General features: G+C 67.9%; 13 protein-coding genes. 1 reads left to right on the plus strand and 12 read right to left on the minus strand.

All coding sequences use genetic code 11. From position 1 onward, the window contains the following. Window positions 1–810 precede the first annotated feature (810 nt). Window positions 811–2,064: a UDP-N-acetylglucosamine 1-carboxyvinyltransferase gene (gene murA, locus LB823_RS14040; RefSeq protein ID WP_224647854.1), complete on the minus strand. Its 1,254-nt coding sequence runs from the start codon at window positions 2,062–2,064 to the stop codon at window positions 811–813. A 48-nt stretch (window positions 2,065–2,112) separates the two neighbouring features. On the opposite strand from murA, the gene LB823_RS14045 reads away from it, so the two are divergent. Further along, the gene (locus LB823_RS14045) at window positions 2,113–2,685 is read left to right on the plus strand and encodes a cob(I)yrinic acid a,c-diamide adenosyltransferase (RefSeq protein WP_224647855.1); all 573 of its coding nucleotides are present in this window, start codon (window positions 2,113–2,115) and stop codon (window positions 2,683–2,685) included. Between the two features lie 12 nt (window positions 2,686–2,697). Here the strand turns inward: LB823_RS14045 and LB823_RS14050 are convergent, their stop codons facing one another. The 11 genes from LB823_RS14050 to LB823_RS14100 all read right to left on the minus strand — a co-directional run bounded on the left by LB823_RS14050 (window position 2,698) and on the right by LB823_RS14100 (window position 12,460). Beyond that, on the minus strand, window positions 2,698–3,123 hold the full coding sequence (locus tag LB823_RS14050) for a DUF2550 domain-containing protein (RefSeq protein ID WP_224647856.1): 426 nt from the start codon (window positions 3,121–3,123) through the stop codon (window positions 2,698–2,700). Between the two features lie 91 nt (window positions 3,124–3,214). Next, window positions 3,215–3,598: a F0F1 ATP synthase subunit epsilon gene (locus LB823_RS14055; protein WP_068524661.1), complete on the minus strand. Its 384-nt coding sequence runs from the start codon at window positions 3,596–3,598 to the stop codon at window positions 3,215–3,217. A gap of 6 nt (window positions 3,599–3,604) precedes the next feature. Beyond that, a complete protein-coding gene (gene atpD, locus LB823_RS14060) occupies window positions 3,605–5,050 on the minus strand; it encodes a F0F1 ATP synthase subunit beta (protein WP_224647857.1) in 1,446 nt (481 codons plus the stop codon). An 18-nt stretch (window positions 5,051–5,068) separates the two neighbouring features. Further along, complete coding sequence (locus LB823_RS14065; RefSeq protein ID WP_224647858.1) at window positions 5,069–5,989, minus strand: F0F1 ATP synthase subunit gamma; 921 nt, start codon at window positions 5,987–5,989, stop codon at window positions 5,069–5,071. Further along, window positions 5,982–7,616: a F0F1 ATP synthase subunit alpha gene (atpA, locus tag LB823_RS14070; RefSeq protein WP_224647859.1), complete on the minus strand. Its 1,635-nt coding sequence runs from the start codon at window positions 7,614–7,616 to the stop codon at window positions 5,982–5,984. Before atpA ends, LB823_RS14065 begins: the two co-directional genes overlap by 8 nt. Window positions 7,617–7,662: 46 nt before the next feature. Next, complete coding sequence (locus LB823_RS14075) at window positions 7,663–9,009, minus strand: F0F1 ATP synthase subunit B/delta (protein WP_224647860.1); 1,347 nt, start codon at window positions 9,007–9,009, stop codon at window positions 7,663–7,665. Next, on the minus strand, window positions 9,010–9,522 hold the full coding sequence (locus LB823_RS14080; RefSeq protein WP_224647861.1) for a F0F1 ATP synthase subunit B: 513 nt from the start codon (window positions 9,520–9,522) through the stop codon (window positions 9,010–9,012). Between the two features lie 29 nt (window positions 9,523–9,551). Further along, window positions 9,552–9,806: a F0F1 ATP synthase subunit C gene (locus LB823_RS14085; protein ID WP_040765682.1), complete on the minus strand. Its 255-nt coding sequence runs from the start codon at window positions 9,804–9,806 to the stop codon at window positions 9,552–9,554. Window positions 9,807–9,883: 77 nt separating this feature from the next. Further along, window positions 9,884–10,636 carry a F0F1 ATP synthase subunit A gene (gene atpB, locus LB823_RS14090; protein WP_224647862.1) on the minus strand — a complete coding sequence of 251 codons (753 nt, stop codon included), beginning with the start codon at window positions 10,634–10,636 and terminating at the stop codon, window positions 9,884–9,886. Further along, complete coding sequence (locus LB823_RS14095) at window positions 10,633–11,046, minus strand: ATP synthase subunit I (RefSeq protein ID WP_224647863.1); 414 nt, start codon at window positions 11,044–11,046, stop codon at window positions 10,633–10,635. Before LB823_RS14095 ends, atpB begins: the two co-directional genes overlap by 4 nt. Before the next feature lie 211 nt (window positions 11,047–11,257). Further along, entirely contained in the window at window positions 11,258–12,460 is a 1,203-nt protein-coding gene (locus LB823_RS14100) for a glycosyltransferase family 4 protein (protein ID WP_224647900.1), read from the minus strand. Between the last annotated feature and the right edge of the window lie 16 nt (window positions 12,461–12,476).

Below are 12,476 nucleotides of genomic sequence, written 5' to 3' on the forward strand. Positions count from 1 at the left end.
TGAACAAAAAACGAAACCACTGACAAAAATCAATGATTCCAGAAATACATCTCGCAAAGAAATAAACGAGAAAAGCCACAACACAAACAACCAAATAATTTGATTGTCCATGCGTGCCAAAAAATTTGGCACTGACAATTTCATCGACACACTGTTGAGTTCTCAAAGAACACGCCAAACGCGGCCGCTCACACCATATGTTTTCTGTGTGAACCGCACCTTCGCAGGCAGTTCATGCTACTCTATCGGAGTCAGCAGGTCAACTTGACCGGCTCTACTCGTTCGGAGCAACCGTTCTAGCTTAGCAGAGCGGATTTCCGTGTGCAACTCGCTCTCGCGGGCGGCTTCGGAAGCGCTTCGATCTGCTCAACCTCACGTTGAAACCCTCTCGATCGCGCTGGGCGCTCGAAAGTGATGTTCTTTCGTGGGGCTGGCTGCTCGGAGCAACCGTTCTAGCCTAGCAGGTCGGAATTTCGTTCGCAACTCGCTCTCGCGGGCCGCGTTTCGGGCATCCGAACCGCTCACCACATGGAGGAACCACACGATCCCGCTGGGCGTGATCGAGGAGAAGGTTTCTCTTCCGTGGCGGTCAGCGCGATGATCCTTGCGGATCTTCCCGGTTTCCGAACTTCCGGCGGCACGTCGAGATCCAGATTCATTGGACTGCTGTGGGCCTTGCCGGGCGGCGCCTGGGCGCTGCTGACTCGATATAAGTTACACACGTCGAACTCGGAACACAAATCGGCAGGTCGTCCGGGTGATCGGGCCTTCCGGCCCGCATCGATGTCCGCTGCCGGCGTGGATCCCCTCCTAGGAGACCCGCTCGATCCGTCCGCCCAGCGCCGTCACGTTCCCGACGAAGTTGGGATACCCGCGATCGATGTGGAAGACGTCGTGCACCTCGGTCACCCCATCGGCGCAGAGGCCGGCCAGGACCAGGCCGACGCCCGCGCGGATGTCGGTCGACCAGACCGGCGCGCTCGAGAGCTGCTCCACTCCCCGGATCACCGCATGATGACCGTCTGTCCGCGCGTCCGCGCCGAGGCGCACCATCTCCTCGACGAACCGGAACCGCGCCTCGAAGACGTTCTCCGTGATCATCGACGTACCGTCCGCGACGCACGCCATGCCGATGGCCATCGGCTGGAGGTCGGTCGGGAATCCCGGGAAGGGCAGCGTCGCGACGTTCACGGCGTGCGGTCGCTCCGGCGAGGCGATGCGGAAGCCGTCCGCACGCTCGGTCACCGTCGCCCCCGCGTCCTGCAGCTTCTGCAGCACGACCCCGAGGGTCTCCGGTGCCACGCCGTTCACGGTGATGTCGCCCCGCGTCATCACCGCGGCGAAGCCCCATGTGGCCGCGACGATGCGATCCCCGATGACCCGGTGCTCCGTGGGGTGCAGCTTCTCCACCCCGCGCACCATGAGCGTGTCGGTTCCGATGCCCTCGATATCGGCGCCCATCTGCACGAGCATCGCGCAGAGGTCGACGATCTCGGGCTCCCGCGCGACATTGCTGATCACGGTCAGTCCCGTGGCCAGCACCGCCGCCATCAGGATGTTCTCCGTGGCCCCCACCGAGGGGAATTCCAGCGTGATCTCGGCGCCTCGGAGCGAGTCCGCCTGCGCCACAACGCAACCGTGCTCGATCGAGCTGGTCGCGCCGAGCGCGCGGAGCCCCGACTGGTGCATGTCCAGGGGCCGCGAGCCGATCGCGTCGCCACCCGGGAGTGCGACCACCGCGCGGTGTTCACGGGCCATCAGCGGCCCCAGCACGCACACCGACGCGCGGAACTGCTTGACCGCGTCGAAGTCGGCGCGATGGTTGAGTACCGCCGGCGTCGTGATCCGCGCCGTGTCGCCGTCGAGCTCCACCTCCGCGCCGAGGCCCCGCAGCACGTCCGCCATCAGCGGCACGTCGAGGATCTCGGGGCAGTTGGTGAGCACCGACGTGCCCTCGGCCAGCAACGTGGCCGCCATCAGCTTGAGCACACTGTTCTTCGCGCCGCCCACCGTGACCTCGCCGGTCAGCCGGGCTCCGCCGTGTACCAGAAACTTCTCTCCCACAGTGCTCAGCCTATGGCACGTCGCCCGGGCCTGTGACAGCCTGTGACCATGGCTGTCCACCTCACCCGCATCTACACCCGCACCGGCGACGACGGCACCACCGGCCTGGGCGACTTCTCCCGGGTCACGAAGTCGGACGCCCGGCTCCGGGCGTACGCCGACTGCGATGAGGCGAACGCGGCCCTGGGGCTCGCGGTCACCGTCGGAGATCCGGGGCCCGAGCTGCGCGCCGTCCTCCTGCGGATCCAGAACGAGCTCTTCGACGTCGGCGCGGACCTCTCCAACCCGATCGTCGACGATCCGGAGTATCCGCCCCTGCGCGTCACGCCCGACTACGTCGACCGGCTCGAGGCCTGGTGCGACGAGTACAACGCGGACCTGCCGAAGCTCGATTCCTTCGTCCTGCCGGGCGGCACTCCCCTGGCGGCGTACCTGCACCTCGCGCGCACCGTCGTCCGCCGGGCCGAGCGGGCGGCGTGGGACGCGGTGCGCGAGCACGGGGAGACGGTGTCAGTGCTGCCGGCGAAGTACCTCAACCGGCTCTCGGACCTGTTGTTCATCCTGTCCCGGGTCGCGAATCCCGGGGGCGACGTGCTGTGGAAGCCCGGCGGCGACCGCTGACCGGGCGAGCTACTAGGGCCGCTGGCGGCGCGGGCTGGGCCGCGACTCGAGCCAGGACTGGAAGGCCGTGAGGCCGTCCCGCGCGAAGGCGAGTTCGGTCTCCCCGCCCGGGGTGACGGCGTGCACGATCACCATGTCGGCGTCGATGACGTCGAGCTCGGTGCCGTGCGGAGCGCGCCGGCCGACGATCTCCGTCTCGCTGCGCGGCAGCGTCCAGCTGGGACCGAGCCGCACGCTGGAGAGCCGGTAGTACTTGAGTTCGTGGTCGTCGTAGCGGAGCGTGCCGTGCCGCCAACCCTGCTCCCCCGCCGCCGGCAGGTACCGCAGGATGATCGGCACACCCGCCACGCGGAGGCTGTACAGGCGCAGGACCACGACCGCGCCGACGACGAGCAGCAGCAGGACCGCGACCACCGCGGCGAAGAAGACTCCGCCCATCACGCGCTCCTCACTGCTCCGTGTCCGGATAGCAGGAAAGCCGGTGGCCCGTCCTCACCGGGCCACCGGCTTTCACGCTGCTTCTTCTATGCTACTTGCCCGCGAGGAACTCGATCGCGCGCAGTTGTCCCTGCGCGGTCGCCTGCTCGTCGGACCCGTCCGCCGCCGCCTCGAGGGCGCGCCGGACCTCGGCCTCCTCCAGCGTCGAGGCCCACTCGGCCCCGTCCGCCAGCACGGTGACCTTCTCGCCGGTCACCGAGAGGAAGCCGCCGCGGATCGCCGCAGCCAGTCGCTCGCCGCCCACCGTGTCGATGGCGACGGCGCCACCGGTGGTGAGCTGGCCGAACAGCGGCTCGTGATGAGCCAGGACACCCAGCTCACCCTCCGTGGTCTGAGCGATGACGAACGTCGCCTCGCCCGACCACAGCCGCTCCTCGACGGAGACGACCTCTACCTGAAACGCCGTGTCAGCCACTGGAAACTACTTCCCGGCGATCTTCTTCGCGGCGGCCTCGACGTCGTCGAGACCACCACAGCTGTTGAACGCCTGCTCGGGCAGGTGATCGAACTCGCCCTTGCACACGCGGTCGAAGGCCTCGATGGTGTCGGCCAGCGGCACGACCGAGCCCTTCTCGCCCGTGAACTTCTCGGCGACGATGAAGTTCTGGCCGAGGAACTTCTGGATACGGCGAGCGCGCTGCACCGTGACCTTGTCCTCTTCCGAGAGCTCGTCCATACCGAGGATGGCGATGATGTCCTGCAGCTCCTTGTACTTCTGCAGGATGCGCTTGACCTCGTTGGCGACGCGGAAGTGGTTGTCGCCCACGATCGACGCCTCGAGGATGCGCGAGGTCGACGTCAGCGGATCCACGGCCGGGTAGATACCCAGCTGCGAGATCGGACGCGAGAGCTCGGTGGTCGCATCGAGGTGCGCGAAGGTGGTGGCCGGCGCCGGGTCGGTGTAGTCGTCAGCGGGCACGTAGATGGCCTGCAGCGACGTGATCGACCGGCCCTTGGTCGAGGTGATGCGCTCCTGGAGCTCACCCATCTCGTCCGCCAGGGTGGGCTGGTAACCCACGGCCGAGGGCATACGACCCAGCAGGGTCGAGACCTCGGAACCGGCCTGCGTGAAGCGGAAGATGTTGTCGATGAAGAGCAGCACGTCCTGGTGCTGGATGTCGCGGAAGTACTCGGCCATGGTCAGGGCCGAGAGGGCGACGCGCATACGCGTGCCCGGCGGCTCGTCCATCTGACCGAACACCAACGCGGTGTCCTGGAGCACGCCCATCTCCTCCATCTCGAGGTGGAGGTCGGTGCCCTCACGAGTACGCTCGCCGACGCCCGCGAACACCGAGGTGCCCGAGAACTCGCGCGCGATACGGGTGATCATCTCCTGGATCAGAACGGTCTTGCCGACGCCGGCACCACCGAACAGACCGATCTTGCCGCCCTTGACGTACGGGGTCAGAAGGTCGATGACCTTGATGCCCGTCTCCAGGATCTCGGTCTTACCCTCGAGCTGATCGAAGGCCGGGGGCTTGCGGTGGATGCCCCACTGCTCGCCGTCGCGGCCGAGGCCGGGGGTGTCCAGGCAGTCGCCGAGGGCGTTGAAGACGTGGCCCTTGACGACGTCGCCGACGGGCACGCGGATCGGGAAGCCCGAGTCGGTGACGTCGGTGCCGCGGACCAGGCCGTCGGTGGGCTGCATCGAGATGGCGCGCACCAGGTTGTCGCCGAGGTGCTGCGCGACCTCGAGGGTCAGCGTCTTGGCCACGGACGGGAGGGTGATCTCCGCGCGCAGGGCGTTGAACAGGGCGGGGACGGCGCCGCGCGGGAACTCGATGTCGACGACCGGGCCGATGACCCGCGTCACGCGACCGGTGGCCGCAGCGGTGCCCGCCGACGCGGGCTGGGTTGCTGTAGTCATGTGTCTGCTTTCCGGTTTCTAGTTCGCGAGGGCGCCGGCGCCACCGACGATTTCGCTGATTTCCTGGGTGATCTGCGCCTGACGGAGCTGGTTGGCCTCGCGGGAGAGCGAGACGGCCAGGTCGTTGGCGTTGTCGGTGGCCGCCTTCATGGCCGTACGACGCGCGGCGTTCTCCGACGCCGCGGAGTCGAGCAGGGCCGCGAAGACTCGGGTCGCGACGTACCTCGGCAGCAGCGAGGACAGCAGGCTGTCGGCGCTGGGCTCGAAGGTGAAGTTGCGGGCCGGGGCGTCGTCGTCCGACGCGCCGTCGCTCTCCTCGACCACGAGCGGAGCCATGCGGCGCACCTCGGGGTTCTGGGAGAGCATCGACACGAAGCGCGTGTACACGAGGTGCAGCTCGTCGACGCCGTGCGTCTCGACACCGTCGATCGTCACGTACTCCTCGGAGCCGGTCTCGAACAGCTTCACCAGCGTCTCGGTCGCCGCGGTGGCGTCCGAGTGGTGCGGCAGCTGCGAGAAGCCGGTCCACGCGCCCGCGACGTCCTGGCCGCGGAACCGGAAGTAGTCCAGCCCCTTCTGGCCCATGACGTACAGGACGGGCTCCTTGCCCTCGTCCTTGAGCAGCTGGATGAGCTCGCGCGTCTCCCGCAGCACGTTGGAGTTGTAGCCACCGCACATGCCGCGGTCGGAGGAGACGACCAGGATCGCGGCGCGCTTCGGGTTCGCCCGCTCGGTGAGGAGCGGGTGATCGAGCGAGCCGGACTTGCTGGCCAGCTCCGAGAGCACCGAGGTCATCTCCTCGGAGTACGGCTTGGCGGCCGCGACTCGGGCCTGCGCCTTGGTGATCCGCGAGGTCGCGATCAGTTCCTGCGCCTTGGTGATCTTCTTGGTCGAGTTGACCGAACGGATCCGCGAGCGCAGCTCTCGGATACTAGCCATTGCGCTTGACCTTGATCGTCTCGTGCTCGACGTCCTCGGCCGGGAGGGCGTCGGACTCGGCCTCGTTCACCACGCGCGAGCCGTCGGAGGCGAGGAAGCTCTGCTTGAAGCGGTTGGTCTCGGCGACGAGGATCTCCGCCTGGTCCTTCTCGAGGACCTTGCCGCCCGCGATCGACTCGTAGACGCCGGCCGCGGCGTGGTGCAGGTGGCTCAGCAGCTCACCGTCGAAGCGGCGCACGTCCTCGACGGGCACCGAGTCGTAGTGGCCCTCGCCGCAGAGGTAGATCGAGACGATCTCGTCCTCGACCGACGACGGGCTGTACTGGTCCTGCTTGAGCAGCTCGACCCAGCGGGCGCCACGGGCCAGCTGCGCCTTCGAGGCGTCGTCGAGGTCCGAGGCGAAGGCCGAGAAGGCCTCCAGCTCGCGGAACTGGGCGAGCTCGAGGCGCAGCGAGCCCGAGACCTTCTTGAGGCCCTTGGTCTGCGCGGCGCCACCGACGCGGGACACCGAGGTGCCGACGTTGATCGCGGGGCGCACGCCCTTGTTGAAGAGGTCGGACTCGAGGAAGACCTGGCCGTCGGTGATCGAGATGACGTTGGTCGGGATGAACGCCGAGACGTCGTTGGCCTTGGTCTCGATGATCGGCAGCGCGGTCATCGAACCGCCGCCGAGGGCGTCGGACAGCTTCGCCGAGCGCTCCAGCAGGCGGGAGTGGAGGTAGAAGACGTCGCCGGGGTACGCCTCGCGGCCCGGCGGGCGGCGCAGCAGCAGCGAGATGGCGCGGTAGGCCTCGGCCTGCTTGGACAGGTCGTCGAACACGATGAGGACGTGCTTGCCCTGGTACATCCAGTGCTGGCCGATGGCCGAGCCGGTGTACGGGGCGAGCCACTTGAAGCCGGCCGAGTCGGACGCGGGGGCCGCGACGATGGTGGTGTACTCCATCGCGCCGGCCTCGTCGAGCGCGGTCTTCACACCGGCGATCGTCGAGCCCTTCTGGCCGATGGCGACGTAGATGCAGCGGACCTGCTTGGTCGGGTCGCCCGACTCCCAGTTCGCCTTCTGGTTGAGGATGGTGTCGACGCAGACCGCGGTCTTGCCGGTCTTGCGGTCACCGATGACCAGCTGGCGCTGGCCACGGCCGATGGCGGTCATGGCGTCGATGGCCTTGATGCCGGTCGCGAGCGACTCCTCGACGGGCTGACGCTCGAGCACGGAGGCCGCCTGCAGCTCGAGGACGCGCTGCTCCTCGGCCTCGATGTCGCCCAGGCCGTCGATCGGCTGGCCGAGGGGGTTGACCACGCGGCCGAGGAACTTGTCGCCCACGGGCACGGACAGCACGTCGCCGGTGCGGCGGACCTGCTGGCCCTCCTCGAGCTCCTCGTAGTTACCGAGGATGACGGCGCCGATCTCGTCCTCGTCGAGGTTCAGGGCCACGCCGAGAACCCCACCGGGGAACTCGAGCAGCTCGTTCGCCATCGCGCCCGGGAGCCCGGTGACGTGGGCGATGCCGTCGGCGGTGTCGGAGACGGTGCCGATCTCCTCGCGGGAGGCGTCGGCCTCGAACGTCGAGACGTACTGCTCGATCGCGCCCTTGACGTCGTCGGTTGAGATCGTCAACTCAGCCATGAGTACTCGTTTCCCTCTTTTGTGTTTCTGGGTGGAAGTTTGGTTGTTAGCGGGGCAGCTGTTCGGCGGCCTTGTCGAGGCGCGACGCGATGTCGGCCTCGATGACCTCGTTGCCCACCGTGATGCGCAGGCCGCCCAGGAGCTCGGCGACGACCTCGGTCTGCACCGCGATCTTGCGCTGGTAGATCCGGGCCAGCAGATCCGCCGTGCGGGTCCGCTGCGCGTCGGTCAGGGCGACCGCCGACTCGACCACGGCGACGGACTCGCCGCGACGGGCCGCAGCCAGCTCGGCGATGGAGGCGACGGCGGCGTCCACGCGGCCGACGCGCACGAGGCGCACCGTCTGGCGGAGCAGCGCCGCGGTGAACTCGTTCACCTTGCCGCCGAAGACCTTGTCCAGCAGCGCGATCCGGTCCGAGGCCGGAACCCGGGAGTCCGACAGCGCCGCGGTGAGTCGCGCCTCGCCCTCGAGGATGCGTCCCGCGCGGAACAGCTCGTCCTCGGTCTCGTCGAGCGCGTCGGCGCGCTCGGCACCGAGTAGCACCGCCACGCGGGCCTGGCGCTCGATCGCGGTCACGAAGTCGGCCGGGGCCGACCACTTCGCCGCCGCGGCGTCCTGCACGAAGGCGTTCGCCTCGGCGCTGATCTTGGCGCCGAAGAGGTTGTCGACGAGCGCACGCTTGGCGGCGGGCGCCTCGGCCGACTCGGCGAGGTGCTTGCGCAGCACGGGCTGCTCGCCCAGCACGTTGACCACGTCGGCCAGGTCGTCGGCGACGCGGGCCAGCGCGGCCCGGTCCAGACCGGCGGTCCGCTGGTCGAAGCCTGCGGCCAGCTGCCGGATCGCGTCGCGGCTGGCGGCACGCAGGGAGCGCGTGCCGATGCGATCGGCCTCGGTGACGCGGGCCGTGTCGGCGCCCTCGGTCATCGACTCGAGCTCGGTGAGCGCGCGGTCGACGGACGTGGACTGGTTGGCGGGGTCGCTGAGGTGGTCGCGGACGAGACGCCCGGCCACGTCGACGGCCTCCGCACCGAGCTCGGAGCGGAAGCCCCGCACCAGGTTGCTGCGGTTGAGCGCGACCTGGCCCTGCCCGTGCTCGCCGATCCGCGCGACCTCGCGGTCGGTCTGGGCGCGCAGCTCCTCGCGGATCGCGTCCGCGTCGCCACGTGCCTCGTCGCGGATCTGGCTGCCCTCACGGGCGGCGTCGGAGCGCGCGCGCTCCCCCGCCTGGCCCGCCTGCGACAGCTTCTCCTGCGCGATGCGCGACTCCTCCAGCTGCGCCCGGACCGTGTCCTGGCGCTCCTTCATGAGCCGCTTCACCGGCGGAACCACGAACTTCCACAGGACGAAGAGGATGACCGCGAAGGCGATCAGGTTGCCGATAAAGACACCCATTTAGTTCTTCACCACCTTTTCGCTCGAAAGTGCATCCAGCTTCGCCGTGAGGGCCGGGTCCTGCGTGACGTCGAAACCGAGCACGCGGCTCGCCAACGACGCCGAGAGCGGAGCGAGATCGGCGCGCGCCGCCGCGGCCGCGGACTCACCCGCGGTGCGCAGCTGCTCGGTCTTCTCCCGCGTGATCGCGTCCGCCTCGGCCGCAGCCCGCTGCTTCTGTTCCTCCATCGAGACGCGGCCACCGGCGCGCGCCTCGTCGCGGATGCTGCCGGCCTCACCGCGGGCGGAGGCGACTCCGGCGCGGTACTCCGACTCGGCGTCCTCGAATCCCTTGGCCGCGGCGCGACCGTCGTTCGCGGTCTGGTGGATCATCTTGTCGCGATCGTCCAGGACCTTCTGGATGGAAGGAGCCACGAAGAACCAGATCACACCGAGCACGATCAGGAAGATGATCAGGCACGAGATGAAGGTTCCCGCGGTGGGAAGAAGGAAGTTTCCCTCAGCGAGCTGCATGACGACAGTCCCCGTTTCTTGCGAGTGTCTCAGCCTGCGGTGATCGGGGTAGCGAACACGAACAGGGCCATGAAGGCGAGGTTGATGAAGTACGCGGCCTCGACCAGGCCGACGGTGATGAAGAACGGGGTCATCAGGCGGCCCTGGGCCTCCGGCTGCCGCGCGATGCCAGCGACAAGCTGGGAACCGGCGAGGCCGTTACCGATACCGGCACCGATCGCGCCGCCACCCATGATCAGGCCGCCGCCGATGAGCGCACCCTGAGCGATTGTCACATCTGCCATTGTTGTTTCCCTTTCGGTTTCTGGTAGTCGGCCTACCAGGGTCTACTCGTCCGTGGCCCGTGTGGGCCGCGAACACGTCAGTGGTCCGTCTTCTCCATGGACGTGGAGAAGTACAGGATGGTGAGGAGCGAGAAGATGAACGCCTGGATGAGGCCGACGAAGAGCTCGAAGGACTTCCACAGGGAGTTCGGGAACCAGAGGATGTAGGCCGGCAGCAGCGCGATGACCGCGACCATGACCGTGCCCGCGAAGACGTTGCCGAAGAGTCGCAGTGCGAGCGACAGCGGCTTGGAGATGAGCTCCTCGATCACGTTGATCGGCGCCAGGCCGATCGCGTGGCCCTTCACGACCTTCGCGGGGTAGCCGAAGATGCCGTGGGTGCGGAAGCCGGCGAAGTGGTAGCCGAGGTAGACGACCAGCACGAGGGCGTAGACGAAGCTCACGTCGGCCGCCGGCGGCATGAAGATCTCGGTCGGGGTACCGCCCTCACCGGAGTACTGCTGCGGCAGTACGGCGAGCCAGTTCGCGAAGAGGATCAGCGTGAACAGCGCGATCGCCAGCGGCAGCAGGAACGGCGCCACCTTCATGCCGATCGCGCCCTCGACCTGGCCGCGGAGCTGGATGGTGACGGCCTCCCAGAACAGCTGAACACCGCTCGGCACGCCGGTCGAGGTGACCTTCGCCTTCAGGATGAACGCCAGGATCAGGACGATCGTCGCGGCGATCGCGGTCGCCAGGATCGTGTCCCAGTGAAAGGTCATGCCCCACAACTCGAACGACTTGTAGTGGGCTACCTTGATCGCGCCTTCGGCGTACAGGTTGGTGTTCATGACTGCTGGCGAAGCCCTTTCAGAACGGGGATGACGGTGTTCAGGACGAGGACGACCTGACCGACGGCGAGGCCGAAGATCACGCCCAGGCCTGCGGGCCGGAGGAAGTAGGCGATGACGAGCGCGACGACCGTGACCACGGCGAGGCGCACCATCGAGTTGACCGCGACGGGAGCCTTCCGCGGCTCGTCGTCCGCGGTGATCACCGAGACCTTGAGAACCGCGAGCTTCGCGTTGAGGAGGGCCATGAGCCCGCCGACGAAGAACCACGCGCCGAACCAGATCTCGCCGTACGCGGCGGCGATGCCCGCGACGACGACAGAGATGCCCGCGAGGATCACGAAGGGGTTGGCGAACGTCACGACGCCGCGGGGCGCTGTGCGATCGGCCGAGGGGGCGGGCGTCGTCATGTCCCCTCCTTCGGGGTCAGGGTCGCTCACGCGAAGGGTCTCGCGGCGAACGGGGGCGGCGTCTGCCGAATCCGTAGCGTGGGTCACATCACGAATTCTTTGTGATTGGCTGAGACTCTACCAAGAAGTAGGGGCACTCCCCACATCGGGGCTGCGCCGTGATCCAGCCGATCAACTACACACGATAGTACAACAGGACGGCCGTCCTGCGTTACCGGGCACCCGTCTTGGGCGATGTATCTGACCTCGCGGTTTCGGAGTAGCGCTCCCGCAGGCGGGGCACGATCCGCGGCACCACGGTGACGACGAGGGCGCACAGCAGGCCCGCTCCGAACAGGGGCGCGATGAGGGTCGGCGGCAGCATCGTGGACGCCGCGGCACTCAGGCCCAGCACACCCACCCACAGGTAGATGACCACGACGACGCGGCGCTGACTGTGTCCGATCTGCAGCAGCCGATGATGCAGGTGCATCTTGTCGGCGGTGAACGGGTGCACCCCGGCGCGCGTGCGGCGCACGACGGCCAGCAGGAGGTCGAGCATCGGCACGAACATCACCGCCACCGCCAGGAGGAGCGGCAGCAGCAGCGCGAAGATGTCGGTGGTGCCGTAGGCGTTCTGGGAGATGCGGCCCGACGCGGACGTCGACGCAGCGGCGAGAGTGAGGCCGAGGAGCATCGAGCCCGAGTCGCCCATGAAGATCCTGGCGGGCTGGAAGTTGTGCGGCAGGAAGCCCATGCAGGCGCCGAAGAGCGCGGCCGTGATCAGGGCCGGGGGGTACGACGGTGCGTCACCGCCCGAGTCGAACATCAGCCCCACGGAGAAGATGAGGATCGCGAGGGCCGCGAGGGCCGCCACCCCCGCCAGGAGGCCGTCGAGCCCGTCGATGAAGTTCATGGCGTTGACGGTGGCGACCGCCACCACCACGGTGAGCAGGCCGGCCTGCAGCTGGTCGAGCACCACCGTCGTATTGATCCCCGGGACGTAGACCACGTTCCAGGCCACCCCCATCACCACCAGGAGGGCGGCGGCGAAGATCTGTCCGACCAGCTTCGTGAGGGCGTCGACGCCCCACCGGTCGTCGATGACACCGACGACCACGATCACCGCGCCGGCGACCAGAACGGCGACGGCATCCTTGGAATAGGCAAAGCCCCGGGTAAGAGCGGGCAACTGCGCGGCCAAGAAGATCCCCGCGACCATCCCGATGTAGATGCCCACGCCCCCGAGACGCGGAGTGGGAACCACGTGGACGTCGCGCGCACGCGGGACGGCGACCGCCCCGAAGCGGGTCGCCACGACCCGGACCAGCGACGTCGCGAAGAATGTGACAACTGCAGCTGTCAGTCCCACTACCAGCAATTCCCGCATCGGGACCCCGGCAGCGCCGGCCCCGGCGACCCCCCCGCCCAGCATCTCGATGTGCACGCGT

Origin of the sequence: Tsukamurella sp. M9C (genome assembly GCF_020169415.1) — a bacterium.
Lineage (GTDB): Bacteria > Actinomycetota > Actinomycetes > Mycobacteriales > Mycobacteriaceae > Tsukamurella.

Bases quoted from the DNA above. Each gene is read 5' to 3' on its own strand.
- LB823_RS14080 (WP_224647861.1), bottom strand. From the start codon at position 9,522: ATGCAGCTCGCTGAGGGAAACTTCCTTCTTCCCACCGCGGGAACCTTC.
- LB823_RS14085 (WP_040765682.1), bottom strand. From the start codon at position 9,806: ATGGCAGATGTGACAATCGCTCAGGGTGCGCTCATCGGCGGCGGCCTG.
- LB823_RS14100 (WP_224647900.1), bottom strand. From the start codon at position 12,460: ATGCTGGGCGGGGGGGTCGCCGGGGCCGGCGCTGCCGGGGTCCCGATG.
- atpA (WP_224647859.1), bottom strand. From the start codon at position 7,616: ATGGCTGAGTTGACGATCTCAACCGACGACGTCAAGGGCGCGATCGAG.
- LB823_RS14095 (WP_224647863.1), bottom strand. From the start codon at position 11,046: ATGACGACGCCCGCCCCCTCGGCCGATCGCACAGCGCCCCGCGGCGTC.
- atpB (WP_224647862.1), bottom strand. From the start codon at position 10,636: ATGAACACCAACCTGTACGCCGAAGGCGCGATCAAGGTAGCCCACTAC.
- atpD (WP_224647857.1), bottom strand. From the start codon at position 5,050: ATGACTACAGCAACCCAGCCCGCGTCGGCGGGCACCGCTGCGGCCACC.
- LB823_RS14075 (WP_224647860.1), bottom strand. From the start codon at position 9,009: ATGGGTGTCTTTATCGGCAACCTGATCGCCTTCGCGGTCATCCTCTTC.
- LB823_RS14050 (WP_224647856.1), bottom strand. From the start codon at position 3,123: ATGGGCGGAGTCTTCTTCGCCGCGGTGGTCGCGGTCCTGCTGCTGCTC.
- LB823_RS14065 (WP_224647858.1), bottom strand. From the start codon at position 5,989: ATGGCTAGTATCCGAGAGCTGCGCTCGCGGATCCGTTCGGTCAACTCG.
- LB823_RS14045 (WP_224647855.1), top strand. From the start codon at position 2,113: ATGGCTGTCCACCTCACCCGCATCTACACCCGCACCGGCGACGACGGC.